This is a genomic window from Paraburkholderia sp. GAS448, assembly GCF_050435685.1.
Taxonomy (GTDB): Bacteria; Pseudomonadota; Gammaproteobacteria; order Burkholderiales; family Burkholderiaceae; genus Paraburkholderia.
In genome coordinates this window covers 15365-33447 of sequence record NZ_JBNDKT010000056.1, presented here as the reverse complement: position 1 = coordinate 33447, position 18083 = coordinate 15365, and the positions used below count along the sequence as shown (strand labels likewise).

Annotated in this window: 24 protein-coding genes and 1 pseudogene; 10 read left to right on the top strand and 15 right to left on the bottom strand. The window is 59.9% G+C overall.

Annotation, left to right across the window (positions count from 1 at the left end):
• Positions 1–391: hypothetical protein (locus P3T23_RS43310; RefSeq protein ID WP_429322193.1), on the top strand; the 391-nt coding region annotated here is incomplete at its 5' end.
• Between the two features lie 284 nt (positions 392–675).
• On the opposite strand, the gene P3T23_RS43305 is transcribed toward P3T23_RS43310, so the two are convergent.
• The 6 genes from P3T23_RS43305 to P3T23_RS43280 form a co-directional block, all read right to left on the bottom strand.
• Positions 676–846, bottom strand: coding sequence for a hypothetical protein (locus P3T23_RS43305; RefSeq protein WP_429322192.1), 171 nt, complete (start codon positions 844–846; stop codon positions 676–678).
• Between the two features lie 9 nt (positions 847–855).
• Positions 856–1362 carry a hypothetical protein gene (locus P3T23_RS43300; RefSeq protein WP_429322191.1) on the bottom strand — a complete coding sequence of 169 codons (507 nt, stop codon included), beginning with the start codon at positions 1360–1362 and terminating at the stop codon, positions 856–858.
• 265 nt (positions 1363–1627) lie between these two features.
• Positions 1628–2671, bottom strand: a complete 1044-nt coding sequence (locus P3T23_RS43295) for a rod shape-determining protein (RefSeq protein ID WP_429322190.1) — start codon at positions 2669–2671, stop codon at positions 1628–1630.
• Between the two features lie 43 nt (positions 2672–2714).
• The gene (locus P3T23_RS43290; protein ID WP_429322189.1) at positions 2715–2987 is read right to left on the bottom strand and encodes a hypothetical protein; all 273 of its coding nucleotides are present in this window, start codon (positions 2985–2987) and stop codon (positions 2715–2717) included.
• Between the two features lie 517 nt (positions 2988–3504).
• A complete protein-coding gene (locus P3T23_RS43285) occupies positions 3505–3660 on the bottom strand; it encodes a hypothetical protein (RefSeq protein WP_429322188.1) in 156 nt (51 codons plus the stop codon).
• 59 nt (positions 3661–3719) lie between these two features.
• Positions 3720–3872: a DUF3309 domain-containing protein gene (locus P3T23_RS43280; protein WP_429322195.1), complete on the bottom strand. Its 153-nt coding sequence runs from the start codon at positions 3870–3872 to the stop codon at positions 3720–3722.
• A gap of 235 nt (positions 3873–4107) precedes the next feature.
• On the opposite strand from P3T23_RS43280, the gene P3T23_RS43275 reads away from it, so the two are divergent.
• The 4 genes and pseudogenes from P3T23_RS43275 to P3T23_RS43260 form a co-directional block, all read left to right on the top strand.
• Positions 4108–4698, top strand: coding sequence for a BPSL1445 family SYLF domain-containing lipoprotein (locus tag P3T23_RS43275; RefSeq protein ID WP_429322187.1), 591 nt, complete (start codon positions 4108–4110; stop codon positions 4696–4698).
• 60 nt (positions 4699–4758) lie between these two features.
• Complete coding sequence (locus P3T23_RS43270; RefSeq protein ID WP_429322186.1) at positions 4759–4905, top strand: DUF3096 domain-containing protein; 147 nt, start codon at positions 4759–4761, stop codon at positions 4903–4905.
• A gap of 32 nt (positions 4906–4937) precedes the next feature.
• A complete protein-coding gene (locus tag P3T23_RS43265) occupies positions 4938–5771 on the top strand; it encodes a PRC-barrel domain-containing protein (protein ID WP_429322185.1) in 834 nt (277 codons plus the stop codon).
• Positions 5772–5781: 10 nt separating this feature from the next.
• Positions 5782–6079 (top strand): annotated as a pseudogene (locus P3T23_RS43260) (alcohol dehydrogenase); the annotation flags it as partial.
• Between the two features lie 33 nt (positions 6080–6112).
• On the opposite strand, the gene P3T23_RS43255 reads toward P3T23_RS43260, so the two are convergent.
• The 7 genes from P3T23_RS43255 to P3T23_RS43225 form a co-directional block, all read right to left on the bottom strand.
• A complete protein-coding gene (locus tag P3T23_RS43255; protein WP_429322184.1) occupies positions 6113–6832 on the bottom strand; it encodes a Crp/Fnr family transcriptional regulator in 720 nt (239 codons plus the stop codon).
• A gap of 313 nt (positions 6833–7145) precedes the next feature.
• Positions 7146–7466: an ATP-binding protein gene (locus tag P3T23_RS43250; protein WP_429322183.1), complete on the bottom strand. Its 321-nt coding sequence runs from the start codon at positions 7464–7466 to the stop codon at positions 7146–7148.
• Between the two features lie 236 nt (positions 7467–7702).
• The gene (locus P3T23_RS43245) at positions 7703–8185 is read right to left on the bottom strand and encodes a hypothetical protein (protein WP_429322182.1); all 483 of its coding nucleotides are present in this window, start codon (positions 8183–8185) and stop codon (positions 7703–7705) included.
• Between the two features lie 16 nt (positions 8186–8201).
• Positions 8202–8684 carry a Spy/CpxP family protein refolding chaperone gene (locus P3T23_RS43240; RefSeq protein ID WP_429322181.1) on the bottom strand — a complete coding sequence of 161 codons (483 nt, stop codon included), beginning with the start codon at positions 8682–8684 and terminating at the stop codon, positions 8202–8204.
• A 211-nt stretch (positions 8685–8895) separates the two neighbouring features.
• On the bottom strand, positions 8896–10197 hold the full coding sequence (locus tag P3T23_RS43235; protein ID WP_429322180.1) for an NRAMP family divalent metal transporter: 1302 nt from the start codon (positions 10195–10197) through the stop codon (positions 8896–8898).
• Positions 10198–10407: 210 nt separating this feature from the next.
• On the bottom strand, positions 10408–11199 hold the full coding sequence (locus P3T23_RS43230) for a PRC-barrel domain containing protein (protein WP_429322179.1): 792 nt from the start codon (positions 11197–11199) through the stop codon (positions 10408–10410).
• Between the two features lie 61 nt (positions 11200–11260).
• On the bottom strand, positions 11261–11848 hold the full coding sequence (locus P3T23_RS43225) for a BPSL1445 family SYLF domain-containing lipoprotein (protein ID WP_429322178.1): 588 nt from the start codon (positions 11846–11848) through the stop codon (positions 11261–11263).
• 1036 nt (positions 11849–12884) lie between these two features.
• On the opposite strand from P3T23_RS43225, the gene acs reads away from it, so the two are divergent.
• The 3 genes from acs to P3T23_RS43210 are packed head-to-tail and all read left to right on the top strand — an operon-like array spanning position 12885 to position 16015.
• Positions 12885–14858, top strand: a complete 1974-nt coding sequence (gene acs, locus P3T23_RS43220; RefSeq protein ID WP_429322177.1) for an acetate--CoA ligase — start codon at positions 12885–12887, stop codon at positions 14856–14858.
• Between the two features lie 57 nt (positions 14859–14915).
• Complete coding sequence (locus P3T23_RS43215; RefSeq protein WP_429258959.1) at positions 14916–15515, top strand: acetate uptake transporter; 600 nt, start codon at positions 14916–14918, stop codon at positions 15513–15515.
• Between the two features lie 2 nt (positions 15516–15517).
• Positions 15518–16015 carry a phasin family protein gene (locus P3T23_RS43210; protein WP_429322176.1) on the top strand — a complete coding sequence of 166 codons (498 nt, stop codon included), beginning with the start codon at positions 15518–15520 and terminating at the stop codon, positions 16013–16015.
• Positions 16016–16239: 224 nt separating this feature from the next.
• Here the strand turns inward: P3T23_RS43210 and P3T23_RS43205 are convergent, their stop codons facing one another.
• Entirely contained in the window at positions 16240–16476 is a 237-nt protein-coding gene (locus tag P3T23_RS43205; RefSeq protein ID WP_429322175.1) for a hypothetical protein, read from the bottom strand.
• Positions 16477–16746: 270 nt separating this feature from the next.
• On the opposite strand from P3T23_RS43205, the gene P3T23_RS43200 reads away from it, so the two are divergent.
• Both P3T23_RS43200 and P3T23_RS43195 read left to right on the top strand, forming a co-directional pair.
• Positions 16747–17064, top strand: a complete 318-nt coding sequence (locus tag P3T23_RS43200; protein WP_429322174.1) for a hypothetical protein — start codon at positions 16747–16749, stop codon at positions 17062–17064.
• A 169-nt stretch (positions 17065–17233) separates the two neighbouring features.
• Positions 17234–17488, top strand: a complete 255-nt coding sequence (locus P3T23_RS43195; protein WP_429322173.1) for a hypothetical protein — start codon at positions 17234–17236, stop codon at positions 17486–17488.
• A gap of 106 nt (positions 17489–17594) precedes the next feature.
• Here the strand turns inward: P3T23_RS43195 and P3T23_RS43190 are convergent, their stop codons facing one another.
• On the bottom strand, positions 17595–18038 hold the full coding sequence (locus P3T23_RS43190; RefSeq protein WP_429322172.1) for a hypothetical protein: 444 nt from the start codon (positions 18036–18038) through the stop codon (positions 17595–17597).
• Positions 18039–18083: the final 45 nt, after the last annotated feature.

Below are 18083 nucleotides of genomic sequence, written 5' to 3'. Positions count from 1 at the left end.
CCCGCCTTCGCCCACGACTTCGAAATCGTTGGTGCTTTCGATGCAGCCGGTACGGTATCGGACAATCGTCCTTCTATCCGCGCGGGGGCTGCGCGAATTTGTCGGCTATTGGGTTGGCGTCGGCGCGCCGTGCAACCCAAGGCGCCTGGTGACGCTCGACAATCGGGCCGTCGGCATCGGTATTTCCCACGGCACCGGCAGGTCCATCGACAGTGAGCGGGCCGCTTACTTCAAGGTTGCCATGTACGATCAGCGGGCCATGCACTGTGAGCGGACCACGAACTGTCTTTCCTCCCCCGCGCCTGCGCAATGCGGGGTCATTCGGGGGAAGTTGTTTGAGCCATGCCGCCGTAAGTGGACCGCGAACGAAAATATCCCCTGCCACACTTAGCGAGCCGCTCACCGCCCTGGACAATCAGAGAACCATTGATGCCGAGCGGCCCTGTTTCGACGGGCTGAGCGTGCACGGGGGGGCGCCGGGCAGGTGAAGGCCGTGAACAGGAACAGGCCCGCAATGAGGCCCGGATAAGGTCGGACAAAGAGGTGTTTCATTTCGTCTCCTGACAGGGGAGGTTGCGCGTTGTGTCAGGAGTTCGTTGATTGCCGATCAATCGACCCTGGATACGACATCCTGAATCTGGTGTGTCTCCTGTGAGGTGCGTTGCGGTGCGCGGTCTAGTAATGATTGCGGCCTTCATGTTCGTAGTTACCGCTTTGGTGATATTCGCCACCCTGGTGGTTGTCGCCGCTATAGCCATAGCCGCCGACAGGAACCAGGATGCACGCGCCCAGGCCGGAAATCAGAGACAGGACGATCACCGTCCATGTGAGGTTTCGCTTCTTCATGACTTTCCTTTACTTCTTTCTGTCGTTCAACGCAGACGCCTGCGCGTTGTCCGGTTGTATCGCGGGGTGCGGCCCCTCGCAGAAAATGGCCGTGATCAACAGGGGGACTACCTGGTGGACGACCGCGTCGCTGCCGGCCTCGCGTACGCGCGCTTCGACCGACTCCGCTGGGCCGACTACTATCGCGCCATAGGACGAGTCGGGGATGGCCTCGCCGCTCCCGCTTTTGAAGATCGCATCGTCGTGTTCATACCCAAGAACCGCGTAGACGCGAAAGCCAAATGCCGTCAGGGTGCCGCTGTGCGTCGGTCGAAAAGCGTTGACCGAGTTCGCTTCGACGCGCATCGGACTCGGATCGATGTACTGGTCGTCCAGGAGTGGGGCGATGAAAGCGTGCGCACTCGATTTACAGTCGAGTTGCGGATCGAGTGCGTAGGCGTAGGACGGTGCGGGAGCGAGTCCGGCACTGATGGCGGTAAGCACGGTTAGCAGCGTGTTGAGAACGGCGTTTGTCATGGTAGCGGTGAAAAAGATTCTTTCGCACTACACGTTCTCACGTGCTACAGGAAAAGTCTGTACGGTAGCGGTCTTCGATTACCGCAGATAGCGCCCATCATCGCGGCAAGATCCCTCGCCGGAGATCGGCAAGAGCGACTGCGCGACCTGCGCTCCGCGCTGCACCCCCGGTCCATAGCATCTCAAGGAAGGCTGGGTAACGGAAATATAAATTGACCAGGTCTGGCCACCGCAGAGACCGTACCTTGCGACCGCGCCACCACGCTCATTCGTAGGCGAAGACGCTGCCGAATTTGTCCATGCGTTCGAGCGCCATGCCCGAGCCGCGCACGACGCAGGTCAGCGGGTCTTCGGCAACGAACACGGGTAGACCGGTCTCCTCGGCGAGCAGCCGATCGAGATCGCGTAGCAGTGCTCCGCCGCCCGCGAGCATGATGCCGCGCTCGGCGATATCGGCGCCGAGCTCTGGCGGCGTTTGCTCGAGCGCGATCTTGACCGCCGATACGATCTGGTTCAGCGGATCGGTGAGGGCTTCGAGAATCTCATTGCTGGATACCGTGAAGCTGCGTGGAATGCCTTCCGACATGTTGCGACCCTTCACTTCCATTTCCTTGACTTCCGAGCCCGGGAAAGCGGAGCCGATTTCCTTCTTGATGGCTTCGGCGGTTTGTTCGCCGATCAGCATCCCATAGTTGCGGCGGAGATAGTTGACAATGGCTTCGTCGAACTTGTCGCCGCCGACGCGCACGGAGCCTTTGTACACGATGCCGCCGAGCGAAATGACACCCACTTCTGTGGTGCCGCCGCCGATATCGACGATCATCGAGCCAATCGCTTCGGACACGGGCAGGCCTGCGCCGGTCGCGGCGGCCATGGGCTCTTCGATCAGGTAGACCTGCGCCGCGCCCGCACTATGCGCGGCTTCCTTGATTGCACGCCTTTCGACCTGAGTGGACCCGCACGGCACGCAGATGATGATGCGCGGCGACGGCGCAAATATACGCGGTGCGTGCACCATCCGGATGAACTGCTTGATCATCTGCTGGGTGATGTTGAAGTCGGCGATCACACCGTCCTTCATCGGGCGGATGGCTTCAATGTTGCCCGGCACCTTGCCGAGCATCTCCTTGGCGTCCTTGCCAACTGCCAGAATGGTCTTTTTTCCGCTCGGGCCGCCTTCCTGACGAATCGACACGACCGAAGGTTCGTCCAGGACGATGCCTTTGCCGCGCATGTAGATCAGTGTGTTCGAAGTGCCGAGATCAATCGCCAGGTCGTTGGAAAAGTAGCTGCGCAGAAATCCGAACATTCAAAATCCTGTCTCGCTCGATCGCAGGCCTCTGGGAGGCGCCTCAAAGTTCCTTCACGTGGATCTTGTCGTCAATAATGTCCTTGCCAAATTGCATCGCGCGGCTGAGTGCATCGACGGATTGCGTGGGATCAGCGCCGACATACTGCGTTGCATAGCGCTGTGGTTCGACGCCGGAAGACAGCGGCGCGTCAATCCTGACGACTGATGAGAAGCGGCGCGGACCTTTGGCGTATGGATCGCGGTGCGGCGGAAATACCTGGGTTGAATAGGCACTCAATACGTATCCCTTGTACTCGATGGTGGGGATGGTCATGATCTTGTACTCCGAAAAAGATGGCGCCGTTAAAGGCACACGAACGCTGGTATGCACACAGCTCCGTTGATGGTGAATAGCGGCCCGCCCATACGCGATCCCGGCGAACATACAAGTCTTTGAAGTCTTCAACGAGAACACCAGACGGGTGGAACATATAGCGGGTAGTCAGACCCGCAACTGCGCGTGTTTGTTCGGGCAGGTAAGCGACTCAAACGCCGCCTCGAACGGCGTTTGCACGCGATTCCGACTGGCCTTCGATCTGGTCGACCAGTCTGAGCAGGCGCGTTACCCGCTTGATACAGTTGGGATCTAGCTCCTGCATTGATTTCAGGGAAGTAATCCGACCGCGCCAATACTCGAGGCCAAGGGGGCTTGTCGCAACGAGTTGCGGGACAATGCGCTCAAGGTGAGCGAGGTCCATTTCGAACGCTTGACAGGACACAGTCTCCTCCCTGTAAAAACTTCGCGAAAACCCAAGGTACCTCCGGTTTCTCACCGGAGGGTGCGTCTGTGGCTACAGTCCAAGCCGCTCACGCAGCCTGTCCAATACGTGATGTTCACCCAGCCAGCGGACCTCCTGCTTTCGCACGAGGCTCTGTCGATACCAGTAGAACGCGATGGCGAACATCAACGCCATCGCGGTCGAAATACCCCACATCGCGTAGGTCATGTCGTTCCTTTCAAGTTGTTGCGCTTGCCACGGGCTGCATTGGCGGCCAAATACGGGCTCTACATCTTCCCCATCAGTACCATGACAAGTACGGCTATCACGATCACGCCGAGCATGCTGCTCGGGAAGTAACCCCAACTCCGGCTATGAGGCCAGCGCGGCAACGCTGCCACCAGCAGGACGGCAATGACGATCAGTATCAGGGTTCCCATGGTCATATCGGTTCCTTTTGAGCGTTCGTGCAAACGCGCTCGAATCACTCCGCAATCCCCGGCCTGATTGACTTCCATCTGCACAGCCGCGAAGCCAGGAGCCTGGCAAATCACTTTGCCGGTCATCAGGCTCCAGATTACGAAGAATGCGATCGCCTGTCTGTACGCTGTCGTACCGCATCGGGGCCGGATTGGGCGTAGCGTTGGAAACATCGGAAAAAGACGGGAGACGGCGGTGCTACGACGAACGTTCATGTGGGGCGCGCCAGGCTCGATCCTCGCGATCAGCCTTGCGCTATCCGGCTGCACGACGACCAGCAATGCGCCAGATACGATGGCCCGTCAGACGGAAAAGCGCCACATCATCGATGCAGGTGCCGACTCAACCCTCGCGCGCCTTTACAACGTTGCTCCCGGCTCGCGCGAACTGGTCGGCCAATCTCGCGGCATGCTGATCTTCCCGTCGGTCCTCGATGCGGGCTTCGGTCTGGGCGGACAGTATGGCGAAGGCGCGTTGCGCGTCGGCGGCCGGTCGGTGGGGTACTACAGCACCGTAACGGCGTCCGTCGGGCTACAGGTCGGCGCGCAATCCAAGGCAATCGTCTTTCTGTTCATGACTGAGAGCGCACTCGATCGATTCCGTAATAGCGAGGGCTGGTCAGCCGGTGGCGACGCATCGGTGGCGGTACTGAAGATCGGTGCGAACGGCAATGTCGACACGGGCACCGCGACGGGGCAGGTCGACGCATTCGTGCTGACGAACGGTGGCTTGATGGCAGGCGCGACTGTCGACGGCACGAAGGTGACCCGGCTCAACCCGCTCTAGCGAACAGGGCCGTCGCGCCTCGAATGCTTACTTACCGTTTCGGTATTGACGAGAAAAATCATGCACTATCTGACGAACGCAGGCCCACTGGTATCACTGATCGCTGGCATTCTGATTCTGGTGGTGCCGCGCCTGTTGAACTACATCGTTGCAATCTATCTGATTGTCATCGGGCTGCTGGGGCTGTTCGGAGGCCATCTTCATTGATGCCGTGCTGGCAGCGGCAGGAGTATCGAACCATGTTGCGAACCATCGAGAGTCTCAAGGGATGCACCGTCGCCGCCAGCGATGGCGAAATAGGCAGCATCGAGGAAGTCTACTTCGATGACGAAGCGTGGGGTATTCGCTATCTCGTCGTCAAGACGGGAAACTGGATCAGTGAGCGGCGCGTGTTGATCTCACCGTACTCAGTCAGGCACACGGATCCGGGCGCGACGAGCGTGCATGTCGATCTGACGCGTCAGCAGGTCAGCGACAGTCCGGCCATCGACACGCACAAACCTGTGTCACGCCAGCATGAAGCGGAATACCTTCGCTACTACGGGTACCCGAACTATTGGGGTGGCCTGGGAGTGTGGGGGATGAGCAGCTACCCCGCATTCGGTCCCGCGTTGCTGCCGGATGTTTCAACGGATACGCGCGAGCAGCTTGCGCTGTACGCGGACAAGCCCCCAGGGGATAGCCATCTGCGCAGTACGGACGCCGTGGACGGCTATCACATCGAGGCTTCCGATGGCGTTTTCGGTCACGTGTCCGGATTCATTTTCGACGATGAGACCTGGACCATGCGCTATCTGGTCGTGGATACGCGAAACTGGTGGCCAGCAGCAAAAGAAGTGCTGATCGCAACCGACTGGATTTTCCTGATCGACTGGTACGAAACCACCGTCTCTACAGAGCTTACCCGCGACGCCATCAAGGATAGTCCGGCCTATGACAGCAGCGTCCCGGTAGTCCGCGACTACGAGACGGAACTCTACGCGTTTTATGGCAAGAAAGGGTACTGGGCAGAGAAGTCGGAGAACGTACCGGCATCGCGGCCTGAATCGCCGGTACACGTTCCCGGTCCGTAAAGCGCGTGAAGCTACCTTTGAACTATGTGCGGAGCTGGTCGCCCCGGGCGGCACGATTGCCAACGTTGGCGTGCACGGAACGAAGGTGGATCTGCATCTGGAGCGTCTGGGATCGAAACATTACCATCACCACACGACTGGTCGACACGGTCAGCACACCCATGCTGCTCAGAAGCCTGCGCGCTGACAGGCTCGACGCCGCGCTGCTGATTACGCATCGCTTCAGGCTCGACGACATCCTGAATGCTTACGAGACCGTTGCGCACGCAGCAGAGACACAGGCGCTCAAGGTGATCATCGAGGTTTAGTCCGGGGCCTTCTGGCGCGGAATGCCGCGCTGCCTACAACGCCTTCAGGGCCGGCAACAGACGGTCGAATTCCCGTCTCACCACGCTGTAGCACTCGCAGACACGCTTCTCGAGGCCCGGGCGATCCAAGACTTCGATATGGCCATGACTGTAGCGGATCAACCCCGCGTCCTGCAGTTTCAATGCCGCTTCGGTGACCCCGGATCGACGCACGCCAAGCATGTTGGCGATCAGTTCCTGCGTCATCTTCAGTTCATTTGACGGCAGTCGATCGATGCTCAGCAGCAGCCAGCGACAAAGTTGCTGGTCGATGCTGTGATGACGGTTGCAAACGGCGGTCTGGGCCATCTGCGTGATCAGCGCCTGGGTATAGCGCAGCAACAGACGTTGAACCGGGCCTGCCCGGTGAAATTCCTCTTTCAGGATCCTGGCATCGAGCCGGTACGATTCGCCCGCGCTCTGCACAATGGCCCGACTTGGCGTGGTTTCGCCGCCCATGAAGAGTGCAATGCCAATCAGCCCCTCATTGCCGACGATCGCGATTTCAGCCGATGCACCGTCTTCCATGACATAGAGCAGCGAGACGATCGACGTAGTCGGAAAATAGACGTGATCGAGCCGGTCGCCAGATTCGTACACGACCTGCCCGAGAGACATATCGACCCGGACCAGATACGGCGCAAGACGCGCCCACTCTGCATCTGGCACAGCCGCGAGTAGATGATTTTTTTTCGGATCCTGCGCGTTTGTCATGTGCCGCTCCCGGAGGTCCTGCCTGAACACTGCGCAACGGTGTCGCGGCATCGCTCTTCATAGTATCAGGCTTAAAAAAAGCGGTGCGCAGTCGCGTCAGTCGAACCGAAAGGGCGCCGCTGCATGGTCCCGTGCAGCAGCGCCCTCCTGATTCCGATCTGGTGTGTCTGCCTTGGATTATAGTCCGCCGGGACGCGCAGACAGATGACGATCCTGTGTAACACGCTCCGGAAAACGCCTTCTGTGCACGGCCGCTGCGCTTCCGGATGAGCGGCAACGCGCCTGCGCCATGGCGCGCGCTGCGTTCAGAACGTCACGCGTAGCGAACGTTTTGCCGCACCGCAATAACGGGCAGACGGAGCAGGAATTGACTGCCAGATCCTGCGCCGGAGCTGCTGGCCGAAGCGGTTCCGCCATGGGCGGCGGCAATTGCCTTCACGACGGCGAGTCCGATCCCCAGGCCGCCGGCACTGGCGGCAGTCGTTCTGCTCGATTGGGCGAAGAGATCGAAAATATGAGGGGGAGTCGCGACAGCTGACCAGGGCGGGCATGCCACGATTTCGTCTGACGGATTTGCCGGATAAACGGGAAGCGAGCTCACGGAAGACCGGAAGAAGGCTGGATGGACTGACATGTTGATCCCCGGATTGCAGCGCGTGAATCTCATGCAATGGCGAACCGTGCTGCGGTAACGGGCGCGAGTGATTGTCGAAAGGTTCCTTTCGTGCCAATTGCCGCATTCCCGCTTATGCCTGCCTCGCGAGAGCGGCCCGAGGGCCGCTGGTGCGTGCAGGGTGGACTTCTACGGTCTCATGGTTCGCGGTGATCTGTCTGTACGGTAGCGGGAGATGCTCTCGTGCGGCCTTCCTGCTAACGAAACTGAAGCGGTATGAACAGATTGATGCCTGGCGACGGCTCAGGGGCATAGACAACGGGCGGCGGAGCGTAGACATAGTCCTGACCACGATAATAGTCACCGTGGCGCTGGGCATCGTATTGATCGTGTTGATAGTGTTGGGTCTGTTGCTCGTGTTGATAGTGTTGGGTCTGTTGCTCGTGTTGATAACGTTGGGCCTGTTGCCCGTGTTGATTCTTTTGGTCTTGTCGATTTCCCTGGTTATAGTGGTTCTGGCCATTTGTCGTCTGTTGCTGGTTCTCCTGGTGGTTGTAGTCTGCACCAAGCGCGGGCGCCATCGACAGACAGCCGATGGCCAGCGTGACGGCCGATGCGGTTACGATCCGGGCCTTAGTCGAACCTTTGCGGGCGGTTCGCATTTCGGTGTTTCTCATCATGTACTCCTGTTTGCGATCCGATGCCGGCAACGCTTCTGGCGGCATCAGGTCGCTGCCCATTGCGGGGATCCCGCGTTTAGCTCTTCTTCGCCGCATGGTGGTGATCGGTCCGGAAAATCAGATCGGCGTTCTTTTTCTGGACGTCGGACATGCTGTCGTATAGCGTCTGAAACGCCGGCGTCAGCTTTCTGATGCCGTCAGCGTGCGCATCGGCGGCCAGACCGTAGGCCTTGAGATCATCCATCGCGCTCATGCTGTTTGCGTGACTCCTGCGTGCGTCTTTGAGCGCGTCCATGGTTGTCTCGTTGTCGCGCATGACCTGCGCGACTTTTTGCCAGAGCGCTTCCTGGTCAGCCGTGATCTGAAGCCTGCTGTGAAGGCTGTTGATGCGTGTATCCACGGATTCATGGGCTGCGACGGTCATGACATGTGCGGGCGCGCGATTTTGCGCCGTCGTCGCAGCGCCTGCAGGACTGGCGAACGCAGTTATCGCGAGAACGAACGCTGCCACGAGAGCAGGCGAAGGTGCTCGCTGGGCGGTAACGGTGGTGAATTTCATCATGGTCTCCAAGGCAACCTGGTAAATGCTCGCCAGTGCATACTTTTCGCGGGCGGGCGTTGATCGAACAGTTCATGTTTGCGCCTGTTTCCGGTCGGCGTCTGTCCGGTGCCGGACGCAAACCGCTTAGGGCCCTTGAACAGGGAGGTCACTGTACCGATCCCGTATGCCTTTACCGGCCCACGCTCCGGTCACTCCTTCGAAGCGATGCTCATCCGAACCATGTAATTGCCATGGCGAAAACCGTGGTTGCCATGACGATCGTCGCGATCCATCCCAGTATCCTCAACGCCCGCGGCAAGGTGAATCCGGCCATGATGTCCGGTCGCATCGACAGGAACATCATGGCGACCATCACCGGCACGGCGACAATCCCATTGAGCACCGCGCTCCAGTAAAGCGCCTTGACGGGATCGACGGCGGTGAAGTTCAGGCCGACACCAATCAACGTTGCCGCGGCGACGACCGTGTAGAACGCCTTGGCCTGGAACGGCCGGCGCGCGAGTCCGACACGCCATGAAAACAGTTCGCCCACGGCGTAAGCGGCCGATCCGGCGAGGACGGGAAGCGTCAACATCCCCGTGCCGATAATGCCCGCGGCGAATACGACAAAAGTGAACTGGCCTGCGACCGCGCGCAGGGCTTCAGCGGCTTCGGCCGAGGTTTGAATGTTAGTGATGCCGTGGGCATGCAGCGTCGTCGCGGTCGTGACGACAATAAAGAATGCGATGACGTTCGATATCGCCATGCCAAGATACGTATCGATCCGGATGCGGCTGAACTCGGAGCGCGCCTGTTCGGGAGCGCGGGTGAGGGCCAGTGCGCCGGGACGTTCCTTCTCGTCCTCGACTTCCTGTTCGGCCTGCCAGAAGAACAGGTACGGGCTGATGGTCGTCCCCATGACGGCCACGATCGCGACCAGATAGTCGGGCTTGAGTGAAAACTGCGGCCAGACCACGGCCCGACCCACCTCGGCCCACGGCACCTTCACCACGAACGCGCAGATGACGTAGCTGAACAGCGACAGGCACAGCCATTTCAGGACCGACACGTACCGCGAATATTGGGTGAAGATCTCCAGAGCGGCAGAAATCAGACCGAAGAAACACACGTATAGCAGGGCGGGGCCGGGGATCAACAGTTTCAGCGCAGCCCCCATTGCACCAAGATCGGCGCCAAGATTGATGACGTTCGCAACCAGCAGCATGCCGACGATCGCGCTCGAGAGCCAGGGTGTGTAGTGACGGCGAAGATTTCCGGCGATGCCATAGCCGGTGACGCGCCCGATGCGCGCGCTGATTTCCTGAATGGCTGCCATGAGCGGATAGCTGAACAGCAAGGTCCACGCGAGGCTGTACCCGAACTGCGCACCGACCTGCGAATAGGTCGCGATGCCGCTGGGGTCGTCATCGGACGCTCCCGTGATCAAGCCAGGCCCCATGATCCGCAGAATCTTTGGATGATCCGGCTGCTCTATCCTGGCTTGGGGTTGGACCTGCGGAAGGGTATCCATTTTGTGCTGTTCCCTGGCTGCTGTTTCGGACGTCCCGGACAAAAAGGGCGACCGGATGCTCGACCGTGCGCCCGCCAATCGCGCTGCCATTGGCGGCAACGGGGCGGAAAGTTTGCCCGGTGAAGCACAGGTAATCCGTATCGTCGACAAGGCTCACACGATGGTCGAAGGTGCGCTTGCGTCGCGCGCTGTAAGGTGTGACGGCGCTTGTCAGCGAATACGCGCGTTCGACCAGTACCCGTGCTTGCCGTAAAACTGGTGCAGCGCCACTTCGTAGCTGCGATGGATTGGAACCGACTTGTCGTATAACGGGCTATGCTGGATGACCTCGCGGGTAAGCGACGTTGACACGGTGGACGCGAACCAGTCGACCGTGTGGATCCAGTCGGTCGCGATCAATACTTCCTTGCCGCCAGGCCACCAGTTGTGCGTATCGACAATCAGGTAACGAATGGCCCAGGCTTCGTCGTCGTAGATGAAATCCGACACGTGGCCGAGGCTGCCATCGGCCGTTTCGAGGTGATAGCCCTTGACCGCGTCAGTGCTACGCAGATGAACGTCCGCACGCGCCCGGCTCGCGTGCATGATGGGGCGTATCGGCAACTCTGGCCCGGCATCGGGTACGGCCTCGCCCGGATCGAACGCGGGATAGGCGCCCATACCCCACAGGTTCGGACCACCCCAATACGTCGGATAGCTGTAGTAACGCAGGTACTCGATTTCATGCTGGCGAGATACTGGCTTGTGCGCGTCGATATTCGGGCTGTCTCTCACCTGTTGTCGGGTGAGGCTCACGCGGACGGTGTGTGACGGCGGGGCCGCGCGTTCGACCGAGTAGGGAGAAATCAGTACCTGCCGGTCGTTGAGCCAGTTCCCCGTCTCGACCACCAGATAGCGGACGCCCCACGACTCGTCGTCGAAGTAGACCTGGTTGACAGAGCCTATATCGCCGTCAAACGCACGAATGACGCAGCCGTGCAGGCTCCTTACGCTTCGCAGCATGATTTCTCCGCAATCTGGAAACGAGGACACCGCGCATGCGATGTCCTGTCTGCCTCGCGTCTTAGAGCGTCGTGAGCCGTGTGACCTTGGTGCCTTGAAGCGACGCGCCCGCCATCAACCCGCCATTCGCCAGAACGAACGCATCCACCTGGCCTGTGGCCGTGGTGGTGTCGACGGCGCCGTTCGCGCCGAGTTTCAGCACGGCCACCGACGCGTCTCCGCCGGCCGACCAGCCGTCCCTGCTACGGAACTTGTCGAGCGACTCCTGGGTCATGAAGAGGAACACGATAGCGCGCGATTGGGCGCCGGCCTGCCAGCCTACCGAACCCGTTGCCGTGCTGTAGTACCCGACCGTATGGCCACTCACGCGCAACGATCCTTCGCCATACTGGCCGCCGACCACGAGGGCAGCATCGATGACTGACGGAAATATCAGCACACCATGAGCTTTGCCAACCAGCTCACGCGAGCCATTTGCCGCGCCATAAAGGCGCGTAAGGGTCGAGTCGACGCCTGCGTCGATCGCGTGGCGCTTGTCGATCTGCTGACCGCTGGCGTTTGATTGACCGGTTGTGGTGCAACCGGAGACCGCGAGGCCTAGTGCCATGATCGAACCTGGCGTAGTCCATATGAATGTACGTCTAAGCATGATGCTCTCCTGGGTTTGCAATGATGTCTATGACCCTACGCCGGAGGGCGTGGCAATGCGGTACGACAGCGTACAGACGTCCGGCTTTATTGACTGCACGATCTGTTCTCACTTCCAGGTTGTTTTGCATACCGTATGAGGCGTCGGTGCGGTGTCCGCTGCAAGCCGTCTCCAACTCCGGCGAGGGCACGCGATGCCATGGCAATGCGTGGAATCCTGATCGGTATGGCGCTGATTCTCGGTCTTTTTTTACCGATATGGACACCAGATCGAGTATGGGAAGCGTATGCTCGGGCCGATCAGGCATCGTCTGAGATGCAGCTTGCGTGAGCGCTACGGGCTGTAGTCACTGGAAGCGACCCGGTCTGGGGAACGTGTTGGTGCGACTCGCTATTGCACCGACGACCCGATCACTTCGAACCGTCATATAGTCGACATACGGAGGACTTATGTCATTGCTGCCCGATGCAAATAACCCCACCCGGGATAGACGGGTGGAATACGGCCATGCCGACGAGGAACGCGCCAGGAAGCGCACACAGGATGCGACCGGAATCGACCCGACGGCAGCCAAGTGGCGCTATCGACCCACGAATAGCGTCACGAATATCAAGAGATAAGTGACGGCACGGGGTGACGCAACCCAGCCCGGCGATGATTGCCGGGCCCGGTACGGCACCGTACCGACTTCCGGTAAAGGTGCGAGCACCGTATCCGCAGGCGCCCTGTGTCTTCACCTTAAGGCGCTTGAGACAGCCCCGTGCAACCTGATTCTTTCCGATTGACCGTCCAGGCCGCTCAACCCGCAAGGAGTGGCCATCATGACCTCGATCCGATCACGCTATTTCTTTCCGCCACGCGCATGGCGGCGAGCGTCATTGCGATGCCATTGCGCCGCCCGACAGTTCAATTCCTGTGATTCCGGTTTCACTGCGCGATCCGTGTTTCCCACCCACGCAGACATGTACGCCATGCCTGAACTGAATTGCGGCGACGTCGTCGCGGCTCCACGCCATAACCCGCAGAGGATTAAAAAATGCTAGTTACCGATTCGATATGCCAGGAACCGCAAGTGTTCCTCCCCCCTCCCGCCTTGTCGGCGCACGCGGCGATATCCGGCATGGACGCTTACCGGGCGCTCGTCGCTGAAGCGCAGCGTGACTACGACGGCTTCTGGGGTCGTCTGGCGCGCGAGACGCTCAGCTGGAACAAGCCTTTCTCCACGGTACTGGACGAAACGAATGCACCGTTCTACACGTGGTTCGAGGACGGCGAGCTGAACGCGTCATACAACTGCCTCGACAGGCACGTCGAAGCGGGCCACGGCCAGCGCATCGCGGTGATTTTCGAAGCCGACGACGGCACCGTCACCCAGGTTACCTACGAGGATCTGCTGCAACGCGTGTGTCGCCTTGCGAACGCATTGAAGAAGCGCGGCGTGAAGAAAGGCGATCGTGTCGTGATCTATATGCCGATGTCGGTAGAAGGCATCGTCGCGATGCAGGCCTGCGCGCGGATCGGCGCGACGCATTCGGTCGTGTTCGGCGGCTTCTCGTCGAAGTCGCTCAATGAGAGGCTGGTCAATGTCGGCGCAATAGCGCTGATCACCTGCGACGAACAGATGCGCGGCGGCAAGGCGTTGCCTCTGAAAAGCATCGCCGACGAAGCGCTCACCATGGGCGGCTGCGAAGCAGTGAGGAGCGTGATTGTCTACCGGCGTACCGGCGGCAAGGTGGCATGGAACGAAGGCCGCGACCTGTGGATGCACGAACTCATGCAGGCCGAATCCGGTGAATGTGCGCCCGAAGGGGTCGGCGCGGAGCATCCGCTCTTCATCCTCTACACGTCGGGGTCGACCGGCACGCCGAAGGGCGTGCAGCACAGCACGGGCGGTTTTCTGCTATGGGCGGCCCAGACGATGAAGTGGACCTTCGACTGGAAACCCACCGACGTGTTCTGGTGCACGGCGGACATCGGGTGGATCACAGGGCACAGCTATATCGCGTACGGTCCGCTCGCACTGGGCGCGACCCAGGTCGTGTTCGAAGGCGTGCCGACGTATCCGGACGCCGGCCGCTTCTGGGACATGATCGCCCGGCACAAGGTCACGATCTTCTACACGGCGCCGACGGCGATCCGTTCCCTGATCAAGCTGGCAGAAGGCAATGCGAAAGTGCATCCGGACCGTTTTGATCTGTCGACGCTGCGCGTGCTCGGCACGGTCGGCGAGCCGATCAATCCGGCCGCCTGGGTGTGGTACTACGAGCACGTCGGTGGTGGACGTTGTCCGGTGATCGACACCTGGTGGCAGACCGAAACCGGTGGCCACATGATCGCACCGATGCCTGGCGCGACGCCGCTCGTTCCAGGCTCCTGCACGTTGCCGCTGCCCGGCATCATGGCGGCGGTCGTCGATGAAACGGGGCAGGACGTGCCAAACGGGCAGGGCGGAATTCTGGTGATAAAGCGCCCATGGCCTTCGATGCTGCGCACGGTGTGGGGCGATCCGGAGCGCTTCAAACAGGGCTACTTCCCGGAAGAACTCGGGGGCAAGCTCTATCTCGCCGGCGACGGCGCGATTCGCGACAGCGAGACCGGCTATTTCACCATTACGGGTCGCATCGACGACGTGCTGAATGTGTCCGGACACCGCCTCGGAACGATGGAGATTGAGTCGGCACTGGTCGCCAATCCGCTGGTCGCTGAGGCCGCAGTAGTGGGGCGAGCGGACGAGACAACAGGCGAGGTCGTCATCGCTTTCGTGGTGCTGAAGGGCGTGCGCCCTGAAGGCGAGGAAGCGGCGAAGATCGCAAACGAACTGAGGGCATGGGTCGGCAAGGAAATTGGCCCTATCGCGAAGCCGAAGGAGATCCGCTTCGGTGAGAACCTGCCGAAGACGCGCTCGGGCAAGATCATGCGCCGCCTTCTGCGCTCACTTGCAGCAGGCGAGGAGATTACGCAGGACGTTTCGACGCTCGAAAATCCGGCCATTCTCGATCAGCTCGGTTGATCGTCCCGACGATCGCGAGATCGTTGCGGCGCTTTTTATAGATCTCAGGAGCAGGAAATGAGCAATGTGCCTCTTCAATTGAAACTGTCGAATCCGGCGCCGTTGGGTCTCGCAGGCTTTGCGTTGACAACGTGGCTTCTAAGTATGATCAACGTCGGATGGTTCTCCGGCGATTCGATGGGAATGGTCCTCGCCTGTGCACTGGCCTACGGTGGTACCGCGCAGGCGATCGCCGGGCTGATGGAACTGCCGCGCGGCAATACATTCGGCGCGACAGCGTTCCTGAGTTACGGAGCGTTCTGGTGGTCGTTTGCTCTGTTCGTGCTCTTTCTGCACGACAAGGTGCCCGCCGCGTTTGTCGGCTGGTATCTGTTCCTTTGGGGCGTGTTCACATTCTATATGTGGCTTGCGACGTTCCGTTCGCCGCGCGCATTGCAGTTCATTTTTCTGGCGCTCTGGATCACGTTCGTTCTGCTCGCCGCTGGGGAATGGACGGGGGGAGGTGTTTTGCGTATCGCTGGAGGCTACATGGGTCTCGTGACTGCGGCGCTGGCGTTCTATCTGTCGGCGGCGGATCTGCTTAACGAGGTGTATCAGCGCGCCGTCTTGCCGGTCGGTGACCCAAGGGTCTTCAGGCGTCATGCTGTTGTTCTTTGATCATGCGAACCGTGAAGGCGGTCGGCGTGTCGATTTTGCGTTACCGGATTCCGATGTCTTCGCTAACTGTCTCAAGGAAACATGCCATGACTGATCCATTCAATGCCGTTACCGATTTCAGCCGGATGCTGGAACAACTCAAGATTCCCGGAGTTGACGTGACCTTGCTGATCGAAGCGCAGCGCAAGGACATCGCCGCGCTAACGCAGGACCACCGCGTGGCCAATGAGGGCATACAGGCCCTGGTGAAGAAGCAGGCAGAGCTTTTCAGCAGGCATGTGGAGGAGATGCGGACTGCTGTGCAGAGGATGAGCGGCGAGGATCCGAAGGATGCCGTCGCGCAGCAGGGAGCACTGATCCAGCGGACGTTGACAAAGGCGCTTGAGGAGATGCGTGAACTGACTGGGATGGCGCAAAGCTCGCAGATCGAAGCGCTAGCAGTGATCAGCAGGCGCCCCGGGAAGAATCTGGAGGAGGCGAAGGTGCCGCTGCGCCAGTAGGTGAATGCTGATTTCCGCGGTCGCGCCGCAGCATGGCATTCCACGGTTTGGACGTCAGGTTGAACGGAACGGCCTGACTGCAATCGTCCAACTTCAGGATTTCCCGGTTGCCAGACGTGAACGGCCCCGTTGCGGTGTACGAGAAGTTGTGGCGCGCGTCGAAGGAAGTACATGCAGAACATACAAGATCCGCACGGGAGGTACAACGCGCCCGCAGTCTTCGTCTATGCAAGGGGACCGAGGATTACATCGATAGCGGCCTGGCCGGCGATCTCCGCAACAAGGTAGGCCCAGCGACGGGAAAACGGGCCACCCCGGACCTTGATTCGCTCACCGAGCGCCGCTACGCCTTGCGGCCTGATGGGTCCTTCGATGCGAAACCAGACGTCGAACATGTCCTTCGATGTGGGCAGCAAATCAACGTGAATCTCGAATCCGCGATATTCGACCGTTCGTTGCATGAAGACCTCCGGTTCCAACGCCACCGCAAGACGCGGCAAATCACATGTCGACCTGTTTTCCCTTCGGCCATCGCGGTCAGGCGCACGCGAGTTCGCGGGAGGAAAAGTCCATGAACGTGCTCATCCAGATACATTTGCGCATAGGGTAATGCCCGTCTGCTCGACGACTTGATGAGAAGGGACGGATCGGTCGATGGATAAATCGATAGTTGAGGCCCCTGGACCACAACAAGACTACACTGGGGATGGGACAAATCCCGGAGTAGTACCATGAGAAACACCGACCCTCGAAGCACCTTTCGCGGTCTTCCCTTGCCTCCGGAGCAAGACGCAGAAGTCAGACACTACATAAAGAGGCAAAAGCAGCGAGGCCTGCCCTGGGATACGCCTGAACTGGCGGCCATGCTTCGTGACATGCTGGAGCCGCCGGGCAACGACGGCGGAGAATCCAGTGCGACAGTCGACGAAACGATAGCCGCCACAGAGCGCGCAACGGCTTCCATAGACGAGGCCATGGATCCCATCGAAGCCAGTGAGGAGCGCAATGCCGCCATGGAGACAGAGGGGATGAGGGGCCCCAGGCGTTGAATCCATGACGGGATTAGCAGCGGGCACGGAGATTCGCCCGGCGCGTCCGGATCGCAACATGAGCCTGTCGGGGACACCGCTCCCAGGATGCTTGCGGAGACGTTTTCACAGACGTTGCTCCGTGGCGTTATCGCGGGGAGTGTAATCGTACCCAGAACAGGAGGTGATCATGAAACGGGATATGAACCTGGCGCTCGCGATATTGAAAACGCTCGAGCAAAACAGGTCGCCGCGCCTTGGCGAATTCGACATTGAGGCAGCGCTCAAGGATGCGTTCGATGTTTCGAGCAAAGGTGTGTGGTACCAGTTGAACCTGCTGGCCGACGCACATCTCGTGCGTTCCATGGGTAGCGACTGGCGGCTGACATGGGAGGGACACGAGTTCTTGAAGTCGGCAACACCGAACGACTACGAGGGCGCTTAAGCCTCGACATGAACGGTGCAACATGAACGGACTTGCGCATGCGCGGCGTGAAAATCACGAACACAGCAAGCCTCGCGTCAACTGGCATTCAATGACCGACAATCCTCTAGCATGCCTCGAAGCGCTGCCATTTGAAGGATTCGCTCATGACATGCACGACCAGGTCATCAACCGGAATTGACTCGACCGAGCCGCACCACGCGGCGGGATACGCCTGCTGCAGCTTCCCCGCGGCATGCAAGGCCGCCCAGAGCTCGTGGGGCAGCCCTGCTTTTCGCCGCAGCATTTCGCCGACGTACAGCCGTTTAGGATCGCATCCATACCGCACGAGTCCGCCGCTCGCCATGTAAGTTTCACGCATCGTCAGGCGGCGCGGCGGTTGCCCAGCCTCATGACACTCGTCGCCAGCGGTTTGCTCCCAATGCTGATTTCGCGAAAACCACAGCACAGGCGTCCCGGTGGGTTCGACCCCGATGCCGCCTGGGATTAGCATCCCGCTTGAGGTGATGTGCTGAAATTTTCGTCCCGTGGTGTAGTGCCATGCCAACATCGTTTGCTCCGATCAGATTTGCCGGCTACTGCCATTTTCCGTCTC

What these genes read in the sequence shown, in the direction of transcription:
- P3T23_RS43230 (WP_429322179.1), bottom strand. Translation starts at nt 11,199, where the DNA reads ATGCTGCGAAGCGTAAGGAGCCTGCACGGCTGCGTCATTCGTGCGTTT.
- P3T23_RS43300 (WP_429322191.1), bottom strand. Translation starts at nt 1,362, where the DNA reads ATGACAAACGCCGTTCTCAACACGCTGCTAACCGTGCTTACCGCCATC.
- P3T23_RS43205 (WP_429322175.1), bottom strand. Translation starts at nt 16,476, where the DNA reads ATGCAACGAACGGTCGAATATCGCGGATTCGAGATTCACGTTGATTTG.
- P3T23_RS43245 (WP_429322182.1), bottom strand. Translation starts at nt 8,185, where the DNA reads ATGGGCAGCGACCTGATGCCGCCAGAAGCGTTGCCGGCATCGGATCGC.
- P3T23_RS43250 (WP_429322183.1), bottom strand. Translation starts at nt 7,466, where the DNA reads ATGTCAGTCCATCCAGCCTTCTTCCGGTCTTCCGTGAGCTCGCTTCCC.
- P3T23_RS43270 (WP_429322186.1), top strand. Translation starts at nt 4,759, where the DNA reads ATGCACTATCTGACGAACGCAGGCCCACTGGTATCACTGATCGCTGGC.
- P3T23_RS43190 (WP_429322172.1), bottom strand. Translation starts at nt 18,038, where the DNA reads ATGTTGGCATGGCACTACACCACGGGACGAAAATTTCAGCACATCACC.
- P3T23_RS43195 (WP_429322173.1), top strand. Translation starts at nt 17,234, where the DNA reads ATGAAACGGGATATGAACCTGGCGCTCGCGATATTGAAAACGCTCGAG.
- acs (WP_429322177.1), top strand. Translation starts at nt 12,885, where the DNA reads ATGCTAGTTACCGATTCGATATGCCAGGAACCGCAAGTGTTCCTCCCC.
- P3T23_RS43285 (WP_429322188.1), bottom strand. Translation starts at nt 3,660, where the DNA reads ATGACCTACGCGATGTGGGGTATTTCGACCGCGATGGCGTTGATGTTC.
- P3T23_RS43280 (WP_429322195.1), bottom strand. Translation starts at nt 3,872, where the DNA reads ATGGGAACCCTGATACTGATCGTCATTGCCGTCCTGCTGGTGGCAGCG.
- P3T23_RS43215 (WP_429258959.1), top strand. Translation starts at nt 14,916, where the DNA reads ATGAGCAATGTGCCTCTTCAATTGAAACTGTCGAATCCGGCGCCGTTG.
- P3T23_RS43295 (WP_429322190.1), bottom strand. Translation starts at nt 2,671, where the DNA reads ATGTTCGGATTTCTGCGCAGCTACTTTTCCAACGACCTGGCGATTGAT.
- P3T23_RS43255 (WP_429322184.1), bottom strand. Translation starts at nt 6,832, where the DNA reads ATGACAAACGCGCAGGATCCGAAAAAAAATCATCTACTCGCGGCTGTG.
- P3T23_RS43200 (WP_429322174.1), top strand. Translation starts at nt 16,747, where the DNA reads ATGAGAAACACCGACCCTCGAAGCACCTTTCGCGGTCTTCCCTTGCCT.
- P3T23_RS43235 (WP_429322180.1), bottom strand. Translation starts at nt 10,197, where the DNA reads ATGGATACCCTTCCGCAGGTCCAACCCCAAGCCAGGATAGAGCAGCCG.
- P3T23_RS43240 (WP_429322181.1), bottom strand. Translation starts at nt 8,684, where the DNA reads ATGAAATTCACCACCGTTACCGCCCAGCGAGCACCTTCGCCTGCTCTC.
- P3T23_RS43210 (WP_429322176.1), top strand. Translation starts at nt 15,518, where the DNA reads ATGCGAACCGTGAAGGCGGTCGGCGTGTCGATTTTGCGTTACCGGATT.
- P3T23_RS43265 (WP_429322185.1), top strand. Translation starts at nt 4,938, where the DNA reads ATGTTGCGAACCATCGAGAGTCTCAAGGGATGCACCGTCGCCGCCAGC.
- P3T23_RS43290 (WP_429322189.1), bottom strand. Translation starts at nt 2,987, where the DNA reads ATGACCATCCCCACCATCGAGTACAAGGGATACGTATTGAGTGCCTAT.
- P3T23_RS43305 (WP_429322192.1), bottom strand. Translation starts at nt 846, where the DNA reads ATGAAGAAGCGAAACCTCACATGGACGGTGATCGTCCTGTCTCTGATT.
- P3T23_RS43225 (WP_429322178.1), bottom strand. Translation starts at nt 11,848, where the DNA reads ATGCTTAGACGTACATTCATATGGACTACGCCAGGTTCGATCATGGCA.